This window comes from Streptomyces sp. NPDC048612 (assembly GCF_043199295.1).
Taxonomy (GTDB): domain Bacteria; phylum Actinomycetota; class Actinomycetes; order Streptomycetales; family Streptomycetaceae; genus Streptomyces.
Map to the genome: position 1 here is coordinate 471,298 of NZ_JBICVV010000002.1, position 19,672 is coordinate 490,969.

Annotated in this window: 20 protein-coding genes; 7 read left to right on the top strand and 13 right to left on the bottom strand. The window is 71.2% G+C overall.

Annotated elements, in window-relative coordinates:
- Positions 1-89: 89 nt before the first annotated feature.
- Positions 90-4,511 (top strand): HAMP domain-containing protein, encoded by a 4,422-nt coding sequence (locus ACGFN2_RS05385; RefSeq protein WP_393357704.1) that lies wholly within the window; start codon positions 90-92, stop codon positions 4,509-4,511.
- Positions 4,508-5,359, top strand: a complete 852-nt coding sequence (locus tag ACGFN2_RS05390; protein ID WP_362603939.1) for a response regulator — start codon at positions 4,508-4,510, stop codon at positions 5,357-5,359. The genes ACGFN2_RS05385 and ACGFN2_RS05390 overlap by 4 nt, the downstream gene beginning before the upstream one ends.
- Before the next feature lie 54 nt (positions 5,360-5,413).
- On the opposite strand, the gene ACGFN2_RS05395 is transcribed toward ACGFN2_RS05390, so the two are convergent.
- From ACGFN2_RS05395 to ACGFN2_RS05415, 5 genes are all read right to left on the bottom strand, one after another.
- Positions 5,414-5,596, bottom strand: coding sequence for a hypothetical protein (locus ACGFN2_RS05395; protein ID WP_362603941.1), 183 nt, complete (start codon positions 5,594-5,596; stop codon positions 5,414-5,416).
- 250 nt (positions 5,597-5,846) lie between these two features.
- On the bottom strand, positions 5,847-6,245 hold the full coding sequence (locus ACGFN2_RS05400) for a hypothetical protein (protein WP_362603943.1): 399 nt from the start codon (positions 6,243-6,245) through the stop codon (positions 5,847-5,849).
- Complete coding sequence (locus ACGFN2_RS05405; protein ID WP_362603945.1) at positions 6,242-6,454, bottom strand: hypothetical protein; 213 nt, start codon at positions 6,452-6,454, stop codon at positions 6,242-6,244. Before ACGFN2_RS05405 ends, ACGFN2_RS05400 begins: the two co-directional genes overlap by 4 nt.
- A 90-nt stretch (positions 6,455-6,544) precedes the next feature.
- Complete coding sequence (locus tag ACGFN2_RS05410; RefSeq protein ID WP_393357707.1) at positions 6,545-7,297, bottom strand: helix-turn-helix domain-containing protein; 753 nt, start codon at positions 7,295-7,297, stop codon at positions 6,545-6,547.
- 631 nt (positions 7,298-7,928) lie between these two features.
- On the bottom strand, positions 7,929-8,342 hold the full coding sequence (locus ACGFN2_RS05415) for an ATP-binding protein (RefSeq protein ID WP_362603949.1): 414 nt from the start codon (positions 8,340-8,342) through the stop codon (positions 7,929-7,931).
- Between the two features lie 111 nt (positions 8,343-8,453).
- Between ACGFN2_RS05415 and ACGFN2_RS05420 the strand changes: the two genes are divergently transcribed.
- Both ACGFN2_RS05420 and ACGFN2_RS05425 read left to right on the top strand, forming a co-directional pair.
- Positions 8,454-9,308 (top strand): helix-turn-helix domain-containing protein, encoded by an 855-nt coding sequence (locus ACGFN2_RS05420; RefSeq protein WP_393357709.1) that lies wholly within the window; start codon positions 8,454-8,456, stop codon positions 9,306-9,308.
- On the top strand, positions 9,299-9,568 hold the full coding sequence (locus tag ACGFN2_RS05425) for a DUF397 domain-containing protein (protein WP_393357711.1): 270 nt from the start codon (positions 9,299-9,301) through the stop codon (positions 9,566-9,568). Before ACGFN2_RS05420 ends, ACGFN2_RS05425 begins: the two co-directional genes overlap by 10 nt.
- A 1-nt stretch (position 9,569) precedes the next feature.
- Here ACGFN2_RS05425 and ACGFN2_RS05430 read toward each other — a convergent pair whose 3' ends face one another.
- Complete coding sequence (locus ACGFN2_RS05430; RefSeq protein WP_362603955.1) at positions 9,570-9,962, bottom strand: cupin domain-containing protein; 393 nt, start codon at positions 9,960-9,962, stop codon at positions 9,570-9,572.
- A 49-nt stretch (positions 9,963-10,011) separates the two neighbouring features.
- Between ACGFN2_RS05430 and ACGFN2_RS05435 the strand changes: the two genes are divergently transcribed.
- A complete protein-coding gene (locus ACGFN2_RS05435) occupies positions 10,012-10,872 on the top strand; it encodes a helix-turn-helix domain-containing protein (protein ID WP_393357713.1) in 861 nt (286 codons plus the stop codon).
- On the opposite strand, the gene ACGFN2_RS05440 is transcribed toward ACGFN2_RS05435, so the two are convergent.
- On the bottom strand, positions 10,823-11,959 hold the full coding sequence (locus tag ACGFN2_RS05440) for a methyltransferase domain-containing protein (protein ID WP_393357715.1): 1,137 nt from the start codon (positions 11,957-11,959) through the stop codon (positions 10,823-10,825). The genes ACGFN2_RS05435 and ACGFN2_RS05440 overlap by 50 nt on opposite strands.
- A 120-nt stretch (positions 11,960-12,079) precedes the next feature.
- Positions 12,080-12,616 carry a SigE family RNA polymerase sigma factor gene (locus ACGFN2_RS05445; protein WP_362603961.1) on the bottom strand — a complete coding sequence of 179 codons (537 nt, stop codon included), beginning with the start codon at positions 12,614-12,616 and terminating at the stop codon, positions 12,080-12,082.
- Positions 12,617-13,093: 477 nt separating this feature from the next.
- Between ACGFN2_RS05445 and ACGFN2_RS05450 the strand changes: the two genes are divergently transcribed.
- Positions 13,094-13,585: a luciferase family protein gene (locus tag ACGFN2_RS05450; RefSeq protein WP_362603963.1), complete on the top strand. Its 492-nt coding sequence runs from the start codon at positions 13,094-13,096 to the stop codon at positions 13,583-13,585.
- Between the two features lie 140 nt (positions 13,586-13,725).
- The gene (locus tag ACGFN2_RS05455) at positions 13,726-14,244 is read left to right on the top strand and encodes a DUF6640 family protein (RefSeq protein ID WP_393357718.1); all 519 of its coding nucleotides are present in this window, start codon (positions 13,726-13,728) and stop codon (positions 14,242-14,244) included.
- A gap of 50 nt (positions 14,245-14,294) precedes the next feature.
- Here ACGFN2_RS05455 and ACGFN2_RS05460 read toward each other — a convergent pair whose 3' ends face one another.
- From ACGFN2_RS05460 to ACGFN2_RS05480, 5 genes are read right to left on the bottom strand one after another with little or no spacing between them, the layout of a single operon-like run.
- Positions 14,295-15,473 carry a lipid-transfer protein gene (locus ACGFN2_RS05460; RefSeq protein WP_362603967.1) on the bottom strand — a complete coding sequence of 393 codons (1,179 nt, stop codon included), beginning with the start codon at positions 15,471-15,473 and terminating at the stop codon, positions 14,295-14,297.
- Entirely contained in the window at positions 15,470-15,982 is a 513-nt protein-coding gene (locus tag ACGFN2_RS05465; RefSeq protein ID WP_393357720.1) for a MaoC family dehydratase, read from the bottom strand. The genes ACGFN2_RS05460 and ACGFN2_RS05465 overlap by 4 nt, the downstream gene beginning before the upstream one ends.
- The gene (locus ACGFN2_RS05470; protein WP_393357722.1) at positions 15,979-17,301 is read right to left on the bottom strand and encodes an acyl-CoA dehydrogenase family protein; all 1,323 of its coding nucleotides are present in this window, start codon (positions 17,299-17,301) and stop codon (positions 15,979-15,981) included. Before ACGFN2_RS05470 ends, ACGFN2_RS05465 begins: the two co-directional genes overlap by 4 nt.
- Before the next feature lies 1 nt (position 17,302).
- Positions 17,303-18,286: a bifunctional MaoC family dehydratase N-terminal/OB-fold nucleic acid binding domain-containing protein gene (locus ACGFN2_RS05475; protein ID WP_393357724.1), complete on the bottom strand. Its 984-nt coding sequence runs from the start codon at positions 18,284-18,286 to the stop codon at positions 17,303-17,305.
- On the bottom strand, positions 18,283-19,524 hold the full coding sequence (locus tag ACGFN2_RS05480) for an acyl-CoA dehydrogenase family protein (protein WP_393358004.1): 1,242 nt from the start codon (positions 19,522-19,524) through the stop codon (positions 18,283-18,285). Before ACGFN2_RS05480 ends, ACGFN2_RS05475 begins: the two co-directional genes overlap by 4 nt.
- Between the last annotated feature and the right edge of the window lie 148 nt (positions 19,525-19,672).

The window sequence follows — 19,672 nt, forward strand, 5'->3', positions numbered from 1 at the left end:
AGCGCTTTATACTATGTCATAACTGCCCAAATGGATCACTCTCTGCCCCGACTGGATTTCCCCACACCGATCACTGGGGATGGTGTGCCATGGCGCTCGACCCGGCCCGGCCCGAGTCTGCTTCTTCGCGTCCGGAGCCCCCCGAGCCCGCTCAGCCCTCCGAGCCCACAGAACCGGCCGCATCGCCGTCCGACCCCTCCGCGCCGTCGCCCGAGGACCCCGGGCCCACGGCGTACGTCCCGCCTGTCCGGGCCGCCGCCCCGCCGCACGACGGGCAGTGGGTGCGCACGAGTGAGCTGCGGCCGCTGCTGGCGGCGATGAACGCGGTGCGCGACGGAGACTTCACCACCCGTGTGGAGAACCTGCCGGACGGCGGCGCCACCGACGGGGTGCTGGCCGACATGGCCGGGGTCTTCAACCAGATCATCGCCCGCAACGCCCATCTCGCCTCCGAGCTGCAACGTGTCCGCAGCGAGATCATCCGGCAGGGCAGGCTGGACGAGCGGATCTCCGCGAGCCCCGGCCAGGGGACCTGGACGACGAACATCGAGGCGGCCAACACCGTGCTGGAGGCGCTGGTGGTGCCGCTCGCCAAGGCCACCCGGGTGCTGGACGCGGTCGCCGACGGCGATCTGACCCAGCGGGTGGATCTGCACGACGGCAACCGCCAGCTCCGCGGCGATCTGCGCCGCCTGGGCAACGGCGTGAACCGCATGGTCGACCAGCTGTCGCTGTTCACCGGCGAGGTCACCCGGGTCGCCCGCGAGGTCGGCACCGAAGGGCGGCTCGGCGGCCGGGCCAAGGTGCAGGGGCTCTCCGGCGACTGGCTGCATGTGACCGAGGCGGTCAACACCATGGCGTCCCGGCTGACCGCGCAGGTGCGGGACATCGCCGTGGTCACGACCGCGGTGGCCACCGGGGACCTGACCCAGCAGGTGACGGTCGAGGCGACCGGCGAGCTGCTGGAGCTGAAGCTCACCGTGAACAAGATGGTGGACCAGCTGCGGGCGTTCGCCGACGAGGTCACCCGCGTCGCCCGCGAGGTCGGCACCGAAGGGCAGCTGGGCGGCCGGGCGCAGGTCCGCGGCGTATCGGGGGTCTGGAAGGACCTCACCGACAACGTGAACTTCATGGCGTCCAACCTGACCTGGCAGGTCCGCAACATCGCCCAGGTGACCACGGCGGTGGCCAACGGCGACCTGAGCCAGAAGATCACCGTGGACGCCCGGGGCGAGATCCTCGAACTCAAGTCGACGATCAACACCATGGTCGACCAGCTCTCCGCCTTCGCCGACGAGGTCACCCGCGTCGCCCGCGAGGTCGGCACCGAAGGCCGGCTCGGCGGCCGGGCGCAGGTCCGCGGCGTATCCGGGGTCTGGAAAGACCTCACCGAGAGCGTCAACTTCATGGCGGACAACCTGACCTCCCAGGTCCGCAACATCGCCCTGGTCGCCACCGCCGTCGCGGAGGGCGACCTCGGCAAGACGATCACCGTGGAGGCCAAGGGCGAGATCCTGGAGCTGAAGTCGACGATCAACACCATGGTCGACCAGCTCTCCGCCTTCGCCGACGAGGTCACCCGCGTCGCCCGCGAGGTCGGCACCGAAGGCAACCTGGGCGGTCAGGCGCAGGTCCGGGGCGTGTCCGGGGTCTGGAAAGACCTCACCGAGAGCGTCAACTTCATGGCCCTCAACCTGACGTCCCAGGTCCGCAACATCGCCCAGGTGACCACCGCGGTGGCCATGGGCGATCTGTCGAAGAAGATCGACGTGGACGCCCGCGGCGAGGTCCTGGAGCTGAAGGACACCGTCAACACGATGGTCCAGCAGCTGCGCGCGTTCGCGGACGAGGTCACCCGTGTCGCCCGCGAGGTCGGCACCGAGGGCCGGCTCGGCGGCCGGGCGCAGGTGCACGGCGTCTCCGGCGTCTGGAAGAACCTCACCGACAACGTCAACTCGATGGCGGACAACCTGACCTCCCAGGTCCGCAACATCGCCCAGGTCGCCACCGCCGTCGCCAAGGGCGACCTCTCCAAGAAGATCGACGTGGACGCCCGCGGCGAGATCCTGGAGCTGAAGACCACGATCAACACGATGGTCGACACCCTGTCCTCGTTCTCGTCCGAGGTGACCCGGGTGGCCCGCGAGGTCGGCAGTGAGGGCCAGCTCGGCGGCCAGGCCCGGGTCGAGGGCGTCTACGGCACCTGGAAGCGGCTGACCACCAGCGTCAACGAGCTGGCGCTGAACCTGACCACCCAGGTCCGCGCGATCGCCGAGGTGGCCAGCGCGGTCACCCAGGGCGACATGTCCGGCTCGATCACCGTCGATGCCCAGGGCGAGGTCGCCGCCCTGAAGAACAACATCAACCTGATGGTCGCCAACCTCCGCGAGACCACCCGCGCCAAGGACTGGCTGGAGTCCAACCTCGCCCGTATCGCCAGTCTGATGCAGGGGCACCGCGACCTGGTCGAGGTCGCCGACCTGATCCTGCGCGAGCTGACCCCGCTGGTGAACGCGCAGTTCGGCGCGTTCTTCCTGGCCGAGGCGGGCGCCGAACCCGGCGAGGGCCTGGAGCTGATCGCCGGTTACGGCACCGGCCAGCCCGAGGGCCGCCGTTCCCTGCCGCGGCTGCGGCTGGGCACCCCCGGCTGGGGCCTGATCACCCAGGCCGCCATGGAGAAGAAGCGCATCGTCGTCGAGGCCGTCCCGCCGGACTACATCACCATCAGCTCCGGGCTGGGCGCCGCGGCCCCGGCCAGCATCGTCATCCTGCCGGTCCTCTTCGAGGACCAGGTGCTCGGCGTCATCGAGCTGGCCTCCTTCAGCCGCTTCAGCGAGGTGCACCTGGCGTTCATCGACCAGTTCGTGAACACCATCGGCGTCTCCATCAACACCATCATCGCCAACTCCCGTACCGAGTCCCTGCTGTCGGAGTCCCAGCGGCTGACCGCCGAGCTGCGCCAGCGCTCCGACGAACTCCAGCTGACGAACGCGGAGTTGGAGGAGAAGGCGGCCCTGCTCGCGACCTCCTCCCAGTACAAGTCGGAGTTCCTGGCGAACATGTCGCACGAGCTGCGCACCCCGCTGAACTCCCTGCTGGTGCTCTCCCGGCTGCTCGCCGACAACCCCGACGGCCGGCTCTCCTCGCAGGAGGTGGAGTTCGCCGTCACCATCCACCGCGCGGGCTCCGACCTGCTCCAGCTCATCAACGACATCCTCGACCTGTCGAAGATCGAGGCCGGCCGGATGGACGTGCACCCCAAGGCCCTGCCGCTGATCAAACTCCTCGACTACGTCCGCGCCACCTTCCGGCCGCTGACCGTCGACCGCGGTCTCACCTTCGACGTCAAGGTCGGCGAGAACGTCCCCCAGGAGCTGTTCTCCGACGAGCAGCGCCTCCAGCAGATCCTGCGCAACCTGCTGTCCAACGCGGTGAAGTTCACCTCCTCCGGCGGAGTGGAACTCATCGTCCAGCGGGTACCGCGCACCGACTTCGAGGAGGAGTCGCTGCGCACCGCCGACGACGTCATCGCCCTGTCGGTCAAGGACACCGGCATCGGCATCTCCCCGGAGAAGCTCGACGGCATCTTCGAGGCGTTCCAGCAGTCCGACGGCACCACCAACCGCAAATACGGCGGCACCGGCCTCGGACTGTCCATCAGCCGCGACATGGCCGCGCTGCTCGGCGGCCGGATCATCGCCGAGAGCGAGCCGGGCGTCGGCTCGACCTTCACCCTGTACGTGCCCGCCCGCTACACCGGCCCGTTCCCCGCGCCGAGCCCCACCGCCGCCACCCGCCCCGCGGACAGCACCGCCCAGTCCGGCCCGGTCCTGGCCGAACAGCTCACCGCCAAGCCCGCACCGCAGCCGAGCCTGCCGGCCGCCGACGCCGACCTGTTCCCCGCCCAGCAGGAGCAGGAGCTGACCTCCCCCGCGCCCGCGGGCGGGCCCTCCGCCGACGGCGGCCCGGCCGTCACCTGGCCCGAGACCACCCGGCTCAAGGACTGGCTCAGCGGACGCGCCGGTGAGGTGCTGGCCAAGCGCCGCATCCTCATCGTCGACGACGACATCCGCAACGTCTTCGCGCTCACGCACGTACTGGGCCGGGTCGGCATCAGCGTGAAATACGCCGAGAACGGCCGCGAGGGCCTGGAAGTCCTCGACCGGACACCGGATGTGTCGCTGGTGCTGATGGACATCATGATGCCGGAAATGGACGGTTACGAGATGATCAAGGCGATCCGCCAGGCACCCCGGTTCGCTGACCTGCCGGTCATCGCGCTCACCGCGAAGGCCATGCCGGGCGACCGCGAGAAGGCCATCGAGAGCGGGGCCAACGACTACATCCCCAAGCCGGTGGACGTCGACCGGCTGCTGTCCGTGATCTGCCGTCTCCTCGACCCGGAGGCCGGCGATCCGTCGCCGCACCCTGATCCGGACACCCCCGACACCTCCCCTGCCGACGGCAGCGGCGGCCAGGACGACCAGGGAACGACGGGGCAGGAATCATGACGACACCCGACACCTCACCCAGCATCCTCATCGTCGACGACATGGAGGAGAACCTGGTCGCGCTGGAGGCCGTGCTGGGCTCCCTCACCCAGAAGGTGGTCCGTGCGCGCTCCGGCGAGGAGGCCCTCAAGGCCATGCTCCGCGAGGAGTTCGCGGTGGTGCTCATCGATGTGCTGATGCCGGGCATGAACGGCTTCGAGACCGCCGCCAACATCAAGGGCCTCGACCAGACCAAGGACGTCCCGATCATTCTGCTCACCGGCGCCTCGGTCGACCCGAACTACGCCTACCGCGGCTACACGGTCGGCGCCGCCGACTTCCTCATCAAGCCCTTCGACCCCTGGCTGCTGCGCACCAAGGTGAACGTCTTCCTGGAGCTGCACCGCAAGAACCGCCAACTGGCCTCCCAGGCCGACCAGTTGAAGCGTCTGCTGACCTCGGACGAGCGCCCCGGCGGCGAAGGGGCACCGCCCGGCCCGGCGGCCCCCACGACCATGGCCGGTACGGACACGGCGCCGCCCACCCCCGTGGTGTCGGCCTCGGCCCCCGCCTCACCTCCCCCGCCCCAGGAGCCCCCGGAACCGCAGCCACCCGGGGAACCCGGTTCGCAGGCCGGGCATCCTCCCCTCCCGCCGGAGGGCCCCGGCGCCCCACCGCCGCCCGAGCCGTCCCCGCCACCGGTCACCGGCGCGGGCGACGCGTCCCGCCTCGCGGAGATCGCCGGCCAGCTCGCCGAGGTGGAACTCCTGCTGCGCGACGCCCAGGGCTCCGACAAGGCGCGCCTGGCCGACCGCATCGCCGAACTGGAGGCGTCGGTAGGCAGGCTGATGGTGAGCCGGGGGACCTGAACCGTCCCGGCCGGCCCCGGCACCCCTGACACGGGGCGCCGAGCCCCCTCCGCCTCAGGGCCCTTCGCGGGCGCTCTTGCCCCGGCTCACCGGAAGCTTGTCGACAGTAAAGGCGTAAAGCCCGGCGAGGACGAATATCGCCAGGTACTGAGCCCAGGTGAAGCCATCGAGAAAGCTGTCCACCGCCATCAGCACACCGGCCCAGAGAACAGTGAATGCGACCTTGGCGCTCGTCATTGAATTTCCCCGATTCAACTTCATCATCCGGCACGGGCATTGGTCAGATGCCGCGCGCTCTTTGCTCTCACGAACGTACTTGCCGTGCTGCGCTGGGGAAACCCCGCCAAGGGGATCTTGATCTTGATGATTCTGTGAAATCCGCGCGTGCAGTTGATCTTCCGACTTCGGGCCGACTGATACGCCATGTCCGTATATCTGAGGGGGCGAAAGGCTGCGGAGCGGGGAAATAGGCGCCACGGGCACCGGGTCAGTGGAAGCCCAGCATTCCGGGTGAGTCGATGTCGACGGTGACCACGCCGGGCGGGTAGGCGTCCTCGTTGCCGGTCAGCAGGATCGACATGCCGGTGAACTCGGGGCGCGGCAGAGCGCAGTACAGGGCGTGGCAGGTGTCGGGGCCGCCGTAGCCGTCGCGGATCATGGTGCCGACGCTGACGGCGGCCATCGTGTCGAGGCTGTCGACGGCCACGGAGGAGAAGGCGAGGACGCGCTGCGAGAGGCTCTCTTCACCGGCTTCGGCCTGGGTCAGACACAGGGCGGGGATGCTGAGGCGTTCGCCGGGCGTCTCCGCCATGTTGCCGGCCAGGAGGTTCAGCGTTTTGTGACCGCCGGCGAGTGCCCTGACGGCGCTGGTGTCGAGGATGATCACGCTGCGGTACCCCTGGCGGCCCGGACCTTCTCGGCAGCGATCTTGTAGATATTGCCGAGCACATCGGGCGCCTGCTCGAACTCCTCGTCGGGGATGTCCACACCCATCATGCGGCGCACGACCTCCCGGTCGGCGGACAGCCGCTCTGCCCGCTGCGCCGCAGTCGGCTGCTGGGCGGCAAGCGCTTCGACCAGCTGGCCGATACTCACGCCTCGCTCCTTGGCGAGCTCAGCGAGGTGATCACGAGTCTCCCGCTGTACCTGAATCGTCGTCGATGCCATAGGCAAACTATAGGGCAACTATGGCGACTCGGTGCCACAGGTCTCCGCCGCCGGGTGGCGGCAGTCGCGGCAGCGGCCCGGGGTCGGGGCGCGGAAGGCGCGGTCGCAGCCGTCGCAGGTCTGGAGCGGGGACGGGTGGGCGCGGGCGGGGGCCGCCGGGGGCGTGGGTGGCAGGGGTGGTGGGAGGAGGTCCGTGAGGCGGTGGGCGAGCAGGGCGGCCGGGTGGCGGAGGGTGGCCGGGAGGCCGGTCGTCAGCGCGCCGCGTACGGCGTCCGGGGTGGCCCCGCGTTCCAGCCAGGCGGCTACGGGCGGGGTGAGGCGCTGGATGTCCCGTACGGAGAGCAGCAGGCGGGGATCGTCCCGCCGGAGGTTCGCGAGGAGGGCGGACGCCGGGGTGTGGTGGGCGCGGGTGCGGGGCTCGGGCGGGGGCGGGGACTCGGACTCGGACGGTGGCGGCGCGGGCTCGGCCCGTACGGGGTGAGTCCCTGCCCGTACGGGTTGGGGCTCGGCCCGTACGGGGGGAGCCTCTGGTCGTACGGGGTGGGGGCCGGTTCGTGCGTGGGGTGGCTTCGGGGCCGGAGTCGGGGTGCGGGCCGGGTCCGGCGACGGGCGGGGTGGTGCGGTGGCGGTGTGGCGTTTGGCCTGTTCGGCGGACTCGCGGGCGCGGCGGGCGCGGGTGGCCGACGGGTTGTTGTACGAGAGCGTGACCGTGACCATCCGCCCGTCGTCGGTGCGCTGACGGACCCGTTCGAGGTACCCGTACGCCTCCAACTCCCTTAGAGCGGCGGCGATCCGGGCCCGCCCCTCGGGGAACCGCTTCGCGAGCGTACGGATGTCGACCGGCGCGCCCTCGGGCAGCGACTGGATGTGCGCGGCGAGCCCGATCGCCAGGCCCGACAGCGAACGGTGCTGGGTGAGGTGGTTGCCGACGATCGTGTAGCCGGGGTCCTGGAATTCGGTGACCTGGCGGACGCCGGACGGGGACGGGGACGGGGACGGGGACGGGAACGGTTCCGGGGATCGGCGAATCGCGTACCGGTCGCGCGCAGGCGCATTAGGCTTCTCTTCAGCCATGGGGAAGGTGTCGACTTCCTTGTTGGTCAGGCCCTCGATCGGGATGCCAGTCCCGGCCGGGGGCCGTCGCATGTGTGCGGGCTTTCGGGGGTGTTCGGCGGTGTTCGGGGGGTGCTGCTGCCGAGAGTGCATGCACGGCGGCTGCGGAAGCCAATCCTCCGGTCATGTATCACCCGCGTGAGTGACGGCGCGGTGCAGCGGGGCCGGTTGGGCTGGGTGGGGTGGGTTTCTCTGCCTGCGGTTATGGGTCTTTTACGGGCCGAAACCCCGGCGTTCGGCGAGCCGGAGCCCGGTTTCCCGGCCGCCGGTTGACGGGCGGTCAGCCGCCTCACCGGCCCCACATGGGCAGGTCGAATTCCGCCCAGACCGTCTTGCAGGGGAACGGGCCCTGCGTGGTCCCCCAGCGGTCGGCGAGCGCCTCGACCACCACCAGGCCGTGCCCCGAGTCCCGTACGCCCGGCGCGGGCCGGGCCGGGAGCCGGTCGCCGCGCGCGTCCGTCACCTCGATACGGAGCGTGTCCGCGTCAGACAACACGGCCAGACGGAAGTCCCGGCCCGGCACCTGCCCGTGCGTGGCGGCGTTCGTGGCCAGCTCGGCGATGACATGCGCCGGGGACTCGAACGGCAGGCCCCAGGAGCGCAGTTCCTCCGTGGCCAGCAGCCGCGCCAGACGAGCGCCCCGGCGGGTGGCGGACAGCTGGACCCTGAACTGGAGCTTGTACTCGGCGATTTCCTGATTCATGTCACTCAGCGTGGTCGCCCGTGCTTACGCTGAATAGTGATGACGCCAGTACTCATGGTGATGTCCACGGGTTGTCCAGAGGCGTCCCCGCTGTCCAGGAGGTGGAAGTGGATGAGTGTTGACGGTGCGGACGAGACGGGTTGGGAGCTTGATCCGGAAAACGATGCACAGGCCGCTGTCGAAGCGGTCGGGCGCCAGCTCAAAATGTGGCGGGAGGCGGCGGGGATGCGCCCGGCGGAGTTCGGGGCGGCCGTCGGGTACGGGGAGAACCTGATCTACAAGATCGAGCGAGGTGTACGTATTCCTCGCCCTGAACTGCTCGACAAGGCCGATGAGGTGCTGGGGGCGAGCGGCAAGATCGCCGCGATGAAGAAGGACGTGGAGCAGGCCCGGTACCCGAAGAAGGTGCGGGATCTGACCAGGTGGGAGGCCGAGACAGTCGAGCTGGGCTCGTACGAAAACCACAACCTACATGGGCTGTTGCAGACCGAGACGTATGCGCGGGCGCTCTTCGAGATGCGACGTCCCGCGTGGACGCAGGATCAGGTGGACCGTGAGGTATCCGCCCGCATGACCCGACACTCGATCTTCGACAGGACGCCCCCTCCAGCGCTCACGTTTGTTCAGGAAGAGGTGACGCTTCGCCGTCCCCTCGGAGGCACAATGGTCCTGCGCCCGCAGCTCGAACGATTGTTGGAGGTGGGTCAGTTGCGGAACGTCGAGATCCAAGTGATGCCGACGAACCGCGAGGACCATGCAGGAATGGGCGGCCGGATTCAGCTGCTCAAGTTCGGTGACGGCTCAGTTGTGGGCCACTCCGAGGGCCAATTCGGCAGTCGCCGCGTCTCCCACCCGAAGGAGATCCAGGTCCTTGAGCTGCGCTATGGAACCATCCGTGCCCAGGCTCTCACGCCCCGGGAGTCACTGGCCTTCATCGAGAAAGTGCTGGGAGAGACATGCCCCTGAAGCCCTCCGCCGGAATCGGCCCCGAGCTGTCCTGGTTCAAGAGCAGCTACAGCGGTGACAGCAACAGCAACGAATGCCTCGAAGTCGCCTGGCAGAAGAGCAGCCACAGCGACAACGGCAACAGCAACGAATGCCTCGAAGTCGCCCCCACCCCCTCCACCATCCACATCCGCGACTCCAAGAACCCCCACGGGCCGCACCTGCATCTCCGGCCCACCGCCTGGGCCGACTTCGTCGCCTACGCCGCCGGGCAGGGCTGAGTCAGGCGAGGGGCTCGGGGGCCTTGGTCCTCGGCCCTCCCGCGTCGCCCGTATTGGGCGTACCGACCGGCTCGAAGAGCAGGATGGCGGTCTCCTCGTCCGCCAGTGGGCAGTGTTCGACGCCCTGCGGGACCACGTACAGCTCGCCGGGCCCGAGCACGACATCGCCGTCCCTGAGCTGGAGGGTGAGCCGGCCGCTGAGGACCAGGAACAGTTCATCGGTGTCGTCGTGCCGGTGCCAGACGAACTCGCCCTTCAGCTTGGCGAGCTTGACCTCGTAGTCGTTGAGCTGGGCGATCTTCTTCTGCGACCAGAGATCGCTGAACTGCGCGAGCGCGTCGGCGAGGTTGACAGGTTCGGGCACGGGCACGGGGGAAGCGGGTGAGGGGCTCATGCTGTGAGACTGCCGTGCCCGTTATCCGGCGGTCTTGTACGTTCCTGGCATGACAGCCGGCCCGCCCCGTACGACGATCAGCGCTTGGCGCCCGTCCGTGCCAGGTATCGCCGAGGTGTTCCACGCGCACTTCACCGAGCACGCGTATCCGGCCCATACGCACGACACCTGGGCCCTGATGATCCTCAACGACGGGGCGGTCGACTTCGCCCTGGACCGCCACCGTCATGACGCGACCGGCAGCGGCACGGTCGTCCTGCTGCCGCCCGGTGTCTCGCACGACGGGCGGACAGTCACGGCGACCGGCTTCCGCAAGCGGGTGCTCTACCTCGACACGAGCGTGCTCCCCGAGGAGCTGACCGGCCGGGCGGTGGACGGCCCGGTCTTCGGTGACGAGCTGCTGCGCCACCGCATCCACCAGCTGCACACGGCCCTCGGGCACCCGGGCGACGGGTTCGAGGCGGAGTCCCGGCTGTCCTTCATCCGGGAACGGCTGCTGCACGGTCACCTGGACGCGCTGCGGCCGCCGCGCATGCCGGGCCGGGAGGCGAACCGGCTGGCCACGGCGTTGCGGGAGCTGCTGGACTCCCGGCTGACGGGCGGGATGTCGCTGGAGGAGGCCGCCGCGCTCCTGCACGCGCACCCCACCCACCTGATCCGCTGCTTCAAGCAGACCTACGGCCTGCCGCCGCACGCCTACCTGACCGGCAAGCGCATCGAGCGGGCCCGGGGACTCCTGCTCGACGGCACACGCCCGGCGGAGGTCGCGGCAGCCGTCGGCTTCCACGACCAGGCCCATCTGCACCGGCACTTCACCCGGCACGTGGGCACGACACCGGCGCGCTACGGAGGCCGGAAGGTCAAGCCGGGACCCTCACCTCAAGGCGCGTACTCCGCCCGTCAGGGATGATCCGCAGCCGGTGCCTGCCCACGCCGGGCCGGCCGGTGGCCACGTACTCCTCGTACGCCCCGGCCACCTCGTCCCACAGCTTCCTCGCGCCGTACTGGGCCACCGCGAAGGCCGACGCCTGCTGTCCGTCGTAGTCCACCCAGGCCCAGCTGTCCGTCAGGCCGTCGGCCAGCCAGAGCCGCGTGTGGGCGGTGTCCGGCTCGGTGTCCCACAGGTGCCAGGCGCCCGGCACGCGCAGGCCGATGTACGTCTGCGCGTCGAGGTCGTTCCCCGCAACGGCCCAGGGCGACAGGCCTGTTGTGGAGCGCTCGGGGTCTTGGCCCGCGTGGGGGATGGCGCCCCGTAGTTCCGCCTCGACCTGCTGGGCGCGCATCAGCATGAACGAACCGTACGGAGCGAGCGTGCCCTCGGCGGTCCCGTCGGCCCGCTTCGTGGCGAGGAGCGTCCCGTAGTTGCACCAGGGGGTGTCCCACGGGATGACGAGGCGACCGCCGGTCACGGTCTGTTCCAGCCAGGGGAGGGGCACGGTGCGGACGGAGCAGGTGGCGATGATCCGGTCGTAGGGGGCGTTCGGCCGCCAGCCGCCCGCACCGTCCGCACAGATCACGTCCGGCTGCTGCCCGCTGGCCTTCAGGGCCCGCTGTGCGCGGCGCGTCAGTTCGGGGTCGACGTCGAGCGAGGTCACCCGCTCCGCCCCGCAGAGGAACGAGAGCAAGGCCGCGTTGAACCCGGTGCCCGTACCGATCTCCAACACCGCGTGCCCCGGGCGGGCGTCGAGCGCCATCAGCATCCGTACGACCACGCTGGGCATGGACGCGGAGGAGGACGGGGCGCGGGTGCCGTCGGGACCGTCCGCGAACTGGGTGACCAGCGGAACGTCGCGGTAAGCCGCGCGCCACCAGCGTTCGGGGGTGCTCTCCCGCTCACACGGCTGGTAGTCGCCGCTCCCGTCGCGCAGCCACAGGGTGGGCGGCAGGAAGAGGTGACGGGGTACGGCGCGCAGGGCGGCCCGCAGGTCGGCGGGGACCGGGGAACCGAGGTGCCCGGCGATCTGGTCCAGCAGATCGCCGAGGGCTTCTTCCGGCACCGGAGGACGCGAGGTCAACGAGCCTGCTCGGGCTTCGGCGGTGGGGTCGGCTCCGGGGCCGGTGGGTGGGGAGGCTGCATGCGCCGAGTGTGCCCGACGGGGGCCGCCCCGGTGTCCGGATCAGGACGAGAGCATGGTCAGTTCCGGGTCTTCCCGGAGTTTGGCCAGTGCGCGGGAGACGGCGCTCTTGACCGTGCCGACCGAGACCTCCATGATCTCGGCGGTCTGGGCCTCGCTCAGGTCCTCGTAATACCTGAGGACGACCATGGCCCGCTGACGGGCGGGCAGCCGCATCACCGCGCGCCACATCGCGTCGCGCAGACCCTGGAGTTCGGCCGGGTCGGGCGCCGGCAGCGGGTCCGGCTCCGGCAGCTCGTCGACGGCGAACTCCTCGACCTTGCGCTTGCGCCACTGGGAGGTCCGGGTGTTGATCAGCGCGCGGCGGACGTAGCCGTCCAGGGCGCGGTGGTCCTCGATCCGGTCCCAGGCCACATAGGTCTTGGTCAGCGCCGTCTGGAGGAGGTCCTCGGCGTCGTTGGGGTTGGGTGACAGCGACCGCGCGGTGCGCAGCAGGACCGGCCCCCGGGCCCGTAGGTAGGACGAGAACGTCGGGAACACAGCGGCGGTCGAAGCGCTGGTGCACACTGGCGTGGTCATGGGCACCACGCTAGGAGCGCGGGCGGGTTGCCGGATCGCCCCCAGGTGCCGAAGGCCTCTCCGTCTCAAGTTGTACGGGTGACGCCTGCCCTACCTCCTCAAGGGGGACAGCGGGGAACCCGGTTCGGTGCGCCGGTCTGATGGCGGAGCCGCAGCTCGACGGCCTGTCGACGGGCTTTCCCTTGAGGCGTTGCGTCCGGGGCACGTGCCTGCTCGCTGCTCTCGTGGTCCGTCCTGTGGGGGATCTCTGTGCCTTGGGTGCCCATGGGCGGCCGCGGTCGCTGTGACGTCTTGGGCGGCTGCGACGTGGCGGCGGCCGCGGTGCGGGTGCCGCCCGGCCGAGGGGGCACTTTCCTGGAGGTAACCAGTATCTCCAGGAAAGTAGCGTGGAGGGAGAGCGAGCCGGTAGCGGCCGGATCGCCGGAGCTGCCGCCGCCTGAGGCGCAGGCGCGGCACCCCCTTGGAAGGAGCAGCACCATGACTTTCCCGGCACTCCCCGAGCGGGCGGGCGACCGGCCCGAGACCGGCCCCGAGGTCCCGCACCTCCAGCTCACCCAGACCAGCCCGGCCCACCTCAGGGCGGAACTGCGGGACTGGATGGCCGCGGCGCTGCCGCACATCGCCACAGGCCGCAGCGAGATCTCCGCCCCGAGCAGCTGGGCGGTGTTCCTCGACGGCGTCGCACCGGCCGCCGGCGCCCGCCTCCTGCCGCCGCGCGGTGACGCGGAGTTCGCGCATCTGCACGCCGACGGCAGCCTGCACCTGGCCCTGGACCCGGCCGACCACGCCACGTTCCTCGCCTCCGGGTGGGGCGAGAGGCACCCGCTCCACCACCTCGGCATCAACGTCGTGATGCTCTACGCCCCGCGCGACGCGGCGGAGGTGGAGGTGGCCAAGAAGGTCATCGCCGCCTCGTACCGCTACGCGACCGGCCGCGCGCCGGCCTCCACTGCCACCGCCACGGCCTGACACCCCCGTCACGGTCGGACACCACCGCCACGGTCGGACACCACCGTCACGGTCGGACGCCGGCGCATCCGGCGACGCCCGATCCTGCGCGGCCCGCCGCCCCCTCTCTCCAACTCCCTTGCCACGAAAGGCTTTCAGCGATGTCCAGCACCTCCGCCGAGCGCACCGACGCCGACCGTACGAAGACCACCAGGGCCCGTGCGACGGCCGGGAAAGTGCTGCTCACCGTGGTCGCGGTCGTCACCGGGATCTCGCCGTACCTCGCGGACTGGAACGAGACCCACGTCCTGACCCCGCTCTGGACCCCGCACGCGAGGTTCCACAACGGCCAGACCATGGCGATGGGCACCCTGCTCGCCCTGGCCACCCTGTACTTCACCTGGCGCCGCCGCGGGGACGCCCGCACCAACCTCTACGCCGCGACCGTTTTCGCCGCCCTGTACTGGGTCAGCCAGGCAGCGGCCATCCTCTACCCCGGGGCTGCCTACTTCGACCCCGGGTTCGACACCCCGGACATGTACCTCGTGGGGCTGCCGGTACAGGCCGTTCTGGAGTGCGTCATGTTCGGCCTGATCGCGGGCGCGGTGGTGCTCAGCGGTCCGGGGCTGTCGGCGAGCCGTCCGGAGCTGTCGCCGGACCGTGGGCCGGCCGCCGGGTGACGGCGGTGCCGGATGACGGCGGTCGCGAAGCGCTCGGGCGGCGCCCGTCGTCACGCACCGCCCACGCCGTCCGCGCCGAGGACCAGCCCCGAGGTCGGCACCCCCGTACCCGCTGTGACCAGCACATGTGCGGGGGTGCCGGCTTGGTTGACGGAGGTGCCGCGGAGCTGGCGGACGGCCTCGGCGATGCCGTTCATGCCGTGCAGATAGGCCTCGCCGAGCTGGCCGCCGTGGGTGTTCAGGGGAAGGGTGTCCGCGGCGACGAAGTCCGAGGCCTCGCCGGGCGCGCAGAAGCCGAACTCCTCCAGCTGCATCAGCACGAACGGGGTGAAGTGGTCGTAGAGGATCGCGACGTCGATGTCGGCGGGGGTGAGAGCGGCGGTGCGCCAGAGCTGGCGGGCGACCACGTTCATCTCGGGGAGGCCGGTCAGACCGTCGCGGTAGAAGCTGGTCATCTGCTCCTGCGCGCGGCCCGCGCCCTGCGCCGCGGCCCTGATCAGCGCCGGCGGGTGCGGCAGCGCACGGGCCCGCTCGGGCGAGGTCACCACGATCGCCTGCGCGCCGTCCGTCTCCTGGCAGCAGTCCAGCAGCCGCAGCGGCTCCACGATCCAGCGGGAGGCGGCATGGTCGGCGAGGGTGATGGGCTTGTTGTGGAAGTACGCGGCCGGGTTGCGGGCGGCGTGGCGGCGGTCGGTGACGGCGACCGGGCCGAAGGCGTCCGGGGTCAGCCCGTAGGTGTGCAGGTAGCGCTGGGCGGCCATGGCGACCCAGGAGGCCGGGGTGAGCAGGCCGAAGGGGAGGTTCCAGCCGAGCGCCGCGCCCTCGGCGGACGGCTCCCGCTGCTGCACACCGGAGCCGAAGCGGCGGCCCGAGCGCTCGTTGAACGCGCGGTAGCAGACGACGACTTCGGCGAGGCCGGTGGCGACCGCGAGGGCCGCCTGCTGGACGGTGGCGCAGGCCGCGCCGCCCCCGTAGTGGACCCGCGAGAAGAACGACAGCTCACCGATACCGGCCGCCTGGGCGACGGTGATCTCGGGGTTGGTGTCCATGGTGAAGGTGACCAGACCGTCGACGTCCGAGGGCGTCAGCCCGGCGTCGTCGAGGGCGGCGCGGACGGCCTCGACGGCCAGTTGGAGTTCGCTGCGGCCGGAGTCCTTGGAGAACTCGGTCGCGCCGATGCCGGCGATGGCGGCCCGGCCGCCGAGGGAGTCGGGACGGTGGACGCTCATGCGGTGCCCTCCGGGAGGGCTTCGGGGGCGCCTTCCGGGACGGCTTCAGGGGCGCCTTCAGGGGCGCCTTCAGGGAGGCCCACGGTGACCGTGCCGGTGACGTGGTTGCCGAGGCCGTTCGCCCCGACGACCCGCACCACCGCCGTACCGTCCCTCACCTCGGTGACCGTGCCACGCAACACCATGGTGTCTCCCGGGTAGTTGGGGGCACCCAGACGGATGGCGACCTTGCGCAGGGTGCAGCGGGGACCGAAGTGGTCGGTGATGTAGCGGCCGACCAGCCCGTTGGTGGTGAGGATGTTCATGAAGATCTCCGGGGAGCCCTTCGCACGGGCCGCCTCGGGGTCGTGGTGCACGTCCTGGTAGTCACGGGAGGCGACCGCTCCGGCGACGATCAGGGTGCGGGTGAGGGGGATGGTGAGGGCGGGGAGCTCGTCGCCGGGGTTGGCGTGGCCCGGCCTGGCGTCGGCGGCTGTCGTGTCCGGGGCTGTGGCGTCGCCGGTTGTCATGGGGCCTCCGTCCGGGGGGTTGGGATCGGGCGGGCGGGTGCGGTCGGCCCGTCCGGGTCGAGGCCCGGGTCGGGGCCCGGGTCGGGGCCCGGGTCGGGGCCCGGGTCGGGGTCCCCGTCGTCCCCGGTGAGCAACTCCCCCAGCTCCTCCAGGACTTCGGCGCCCGTGCCGAGGTATCCGGCGAGCTGTCGGCCCCAGAGGAAGTGCCGGTGGACGGGGTGGTCGACGTCGGCGCCGATACCGCCGTGCAGATGCTGGCCGGTGTGCACGACCCTGGTGCCCGCCTCGGACGCCCACCAGGCGGCGGTCAGCGCCTGCGGTCCGGCGTCCAGGCCCGCGTCCCGGCGCCAGGCCGCCTCGTAGGCGGTGAGCCGGATGGCCTCGACATCCATATGGGCGTCGGCGGCGCGCAGCAGCACACCCTGGTTCGTGGAGAGCGGCCGGCCGAACTGTTCACGGGTGGTCGTGTGGGACACCGCACGCGCCAAGGAGCCGGCGCAGACCCCGGCCTGCAGACCGGCGAAGGCGATACGGGCGAGAGCCAGGACGTCGGCGTGGGCGGGGGCGTCATGGGCGGGGGCGTCATGGGCGGGGGCGTCATGGGAGTCGGCGTGGGCGTCGGCGTGGGCGTCGGTACGGCGGCTGCGGCCCCGTCGTTCGGCCGGCCCGCCGTCCCCGGTGAGGCCGGGGCCGCCCAGCCGTTCGGCGCGCGCCCCGTCCAGGGTGAGGCGGCCGCCCGACCACGGCGCGGTGGTCTCGACCGGTTCCCGCCGTACCCCGGCGTCATCGGTGCGTACGAGCCACAGCGCCCGCGTGGCCCCGTCCGGCACCAGGACGTGGGTGGCCGGGCCCAGCCACGGCACCACGGGGACGAGACCGCTCAGCCGCGCCGTCCCGTCGCCCGCCGCCCTGTCGTCGCCCGGCGCCCCGCCGCCCCGCGCCTCGTCCGCCCGTACACCGCCCCGCCGTGCCGGAAAGGCCCCGGTGGCGACCGCCTCACCGGCCCGCAGGGCCGGCAGCAGCCGCGCCCGCTGCTCCGCGGTGCCGTGCGCGCCGACCGCCAGCAGGCCGTACACACAGGTCGCGGCGAACGGCACCTGCGCCGTCGTACGCCCCTGCTCCTCCAGCATCAGGACGAGCCCCAGCAGGCCGGTCTCCTCCACCGCGCCCGGTAGCCCGGCCGCGCACAGCGCCTTCCACAGGTCGGCGTCGATACCGCCGCCGGACGCGGCGAGGCGCTCCGGTGTGGACAGATCGCCGAAGATCTCCGCGGCCAGCTCACCGGCCGCCGTCTGCTCCGGCGTGGGCGTGAAGTCCATCTCACCCCTCACCCCCCTCGATCACCCGGAAGACCGGAAGCTCCAACTCCTCATCCGCACAGAAGAATTCGAGCCGTACGGGCATGCCGATCCGCACCTTGTCGCAGGGGATGCCGACGATGTTGCTGACCATCCGCACCCCCTCCGCCAGCTCGATCAGGCCGACCGCGTAGGAGGCCGCGGTGGCGGCGCCCGCCCCCTCGCCCGGCCCGTCCCCCACCGAGAAGGCGGGGAACGGCGGGTGGTGCATCACGACGTACGAGAAGACCGTCCCCGCGCCGCTCGCCTCGACGGTGTCCCACTCCGGTGAGCCGCAGGCATTGCACCCCGGCAACCAGGGGAAGCGCAGCACCCGGCAGCCCGTACAGCGCTGGATCAGCAGCCGGTGCGCGCGGACGCCCTCCCAGAAGCCGGCGTTGTCACGGTTGATCACGGGACGGGGGCGCCGGGCCCGGGGCTGCTGGGGTGCCTTCGGCGGCTCCTCCGTTTTGGCGGGCCGTGCGGCCGGGGCGTACTTGAGGACACGGAAGCGATGCGTTCCGGCCGGCACGCCGTCCGCGTGGATGTCCATCCGGGTGGTGATGAAGTGCCCGGCGCCCAGCTTCGTGGTCTTGCGCTCCGACACCGACTCGATCACCGAGTCGAAGGTGATCCGGTCCCCGGGCCGCAGCGGCCGCAGATACTCCTGCTCGCAGTCGGTGGCCACGATGGAGGTGTACCCGGCACTGTCCAGCAGCCCGGACAGTTCGTCGTACGCCCCCGAACGGTCCGCGTGCCCCGAGAGGCCGCCCATCGTCCAGGCCTGCAACATGGTCGGCGGCGCGATGGCGTCCGCGCCCCGGTAGGCGGGGCTGGTGTCGCCCACGGCCTCGCACCAGTGCCGGATCATCGGCTCGTTGACCAGGTCCTTGCCCACACCGGCGGCCGAAGTGGGCCGCCCCTCATAGGCCTTGAGCTGCTCGTACGTGAGCTGCACCGGGCTCATCGCCGCCCCCTCCGCATCCCCAGCCGCATCGTCGCGACGATCTCCCGCTGGACCTCGCTCACTCCGCCCCCGAACGTGTTGATCTGGGCCGCACGGTTCATCCGCTCCAGCTCCCCGTCCCCGAGGACGCCCGGCGAACCGGCCCGTACCAGGGCGGCGTCCCCGGCGACCTCCTGGCAGATCCGGTAGACCTCGACGGTGCTCTCCGTCCCCGCGAACTTGACGCCGCTGGCGTCGCCGGGGCTGAGCGTCCCGGCGCCCACGTCGCCCACCAGCCGCCAGTTCAGCAGCCGGGTGGCGGCCAGCCGGGCGTGCGCCTCGGCGAGCCGCGACCGCACCCATGGCCGGTCGGCGGGCCGCCCACCGGTCTCCCGGTCCGGCGTCCGGGCGTACGCCAGCGCCGCGCCCAAGGCGTCCTCGGCCTGCATGCCGAGAGCGGCCAGCGCGACGCGCTCGTGGTTGAGCTGATTGGTGATCAGCTGCCAGCCGGAGTTCTCCGCCCCGACGAGGTTCCCGGCCGGGACGCGCACCCCGTCGTAGTACGTGGCGGTGGTCGTGAGCCCGCCAACGGTCTCGATCGGCGTCCACGAGAAGCCCGGGGCGTCGGTGGGCACCAGGATGATCGAGATGCCTCGGTGCTTGGGCACCTCCGGGTCGGTACGACAGGCGAGCCAGATCCAGTCGGCCCGATGGGCGTTACTGGTGAAGCTCTTGGCGCCGTCGATCAGCCAGTGGGGGGCTTGGGGGGTGGGGTCCTTGGGGGTGGGGGCGGTGTCCGCGGCGCCTTCGGGGGCGCGGGCGGTGCTCGTCGCGTCTTCGCCCGGCTGCTTCACCGCGCGGGTGCGGAGGGCGGCGAGATCGGTACCGGCCTCGGGCTCCGTGTAGCCGATCGCGAAGACGATCTCCCCACTGAGGATGCGCGGCAGGAAGTAGTCCTTCTGCTGCTGCGTGCCGTATTTCATCAGGGTCGGACCGACGGTGTTCAGGGTGACCATCGAGACCGGGGCGCCCGCGCGGTACGCCTCGTCGAAGAAGACGAACTGCTCGTCGGGGCCGCGCCCCTGCCCCCCGTACGCGGTCGGCCAGCCCAGGCCCAGCATGCCGTCGGCGCCGATCCGGCGCAGCACCGCACGCTGCGCCGCGGCGTCCTCGGCCGGCCCGTCCGGCAGCACCTCCCGGAAGTACGAGCGGAGTTCGGCACGCAGTCGCTCCAGGTGCGCGGTGGGGGCGAGGTGCACGTCGGCGGCCTCCCCTTCTGGTGGCCGTACGCCCGGTGCGCTGGGTTCGGGCATACGAACGAGCGAGCGGGTTTCTGACTGTCCGTCAGAAACCCGCTCGCTGTCAAGGTCGGCGCAGTGAACCCCGGAGAAGCCCCATTCCCTCCGT

Bases quoted from the DNA above. Each gene is read 5' to 3' on its own strand.
- ACGFN2_RS05435 (WP_393357713.1), top strand. From the start codon at position 10,012: ATGACAGCCGGCCCGCCCCGTACGACGATCAGCGCTTGGCGCCCGTCC.
- ACGFN2_RS05420 (WP_393357709.1), top strand. From the start codon at position 8,454: ATGAGTGTTGACGGTGCGGACGAGACGGGTTGGGAGCTTGATCCGGAA.
- ACGFN2_RS05415 (WP_362603949.1), bottom strand. From the start codon at position 8,342: ATGAATCAGGAAATCGCCGAGTACAAGCTCCAGTTCAGGGTCCAGCTG.
- ACGFN2_RS05445 (WP_362603961.1), bottom strand. From the start codon at position 12,616: ATGACCACGCCAGTGTGCACCAGCGCTTCGACCGCCGCTGTGTTCCCG.
- ACGFN2_RS05470 (WP_393357722.1), bottom strand. From the start codon at position 17,301: ATGGACTTCACGCCCACGCCGGAGCAGACGGCGGCCGGTGAGCTGGCC.
- ACGFN2_RS05455 (WP_393357718.1), top strand. From the start codon at position 13,726: ATGTCCAGCACCTCCGCCGAGCGCACCGACGCCGACCGTACGAAGACC.
- ACGFN2_RS05395 (WP_362603941.1), bottom strand. From the start codon at position 5,596: ATGACGAGCGCCAAGGTCGCATTCACTGTTCTCTGGGCCGGTGTGCTG.
- ACGFN2_RS05390 (WP_362603939.1), top strand. From the start codon at position 4,508: ATGACGACACCCGACACCTCACCCAGCATCCTCATCGTCGACGACATG.
- ACGFN2_RS05460 (WP_362603967.1), bottom strand. From the start codon at position 15,473: ATGAGCGTCCACCGTCCCGACTCCCTCGGCGGCCGGGCCGCCATCGCC.
- ACGFN2_RS05465 (WP_393357720.1), bottom strand. From the start codon at position 15,982: ATGACAACCGGCGACGCCACAGCCCCGGACACGACAGCCGCCGACGCC.
- ACGFN2_RS05450 (WP_362603963.1), top strand. From the start codon at position 13,094: ATGACTTTCCCGGCACTCCCCGAGCGGGCGGGCGACCGGCCCGAGACC.
- ACGFN2_RS05430 (WP_362603955.1), bottom strand. From the start codon at position 9,962: ATGAGCCCCTCACCCGCTTCCCCCGTGCCCGTGCCCGAACCTGTCAAC.
- ACGFN2_RS05475 (WP_393357724.1), bottom strand. From the start codon at position 18,286: ATGAGCCCGGTGCAGCTCACGTACGAGCAGCTCAAGGCCTATGAGGGG.
- ACGFN2_RS05425 (WP_393357711.1), top strand. From the start codon at position 9,299: ATGCCCCTGAAGCCCTCCGCCGGAATCGGCCCCGAGCTGTCCTGGTTC.
- ACGFN2_RS05385 (WP_393357704.1), top strand. From the start codon at position 90: ATGGCGCTCGACCCGGCCCGGCCCGAGTCTGCTTCTTCGCGTCCGGAG.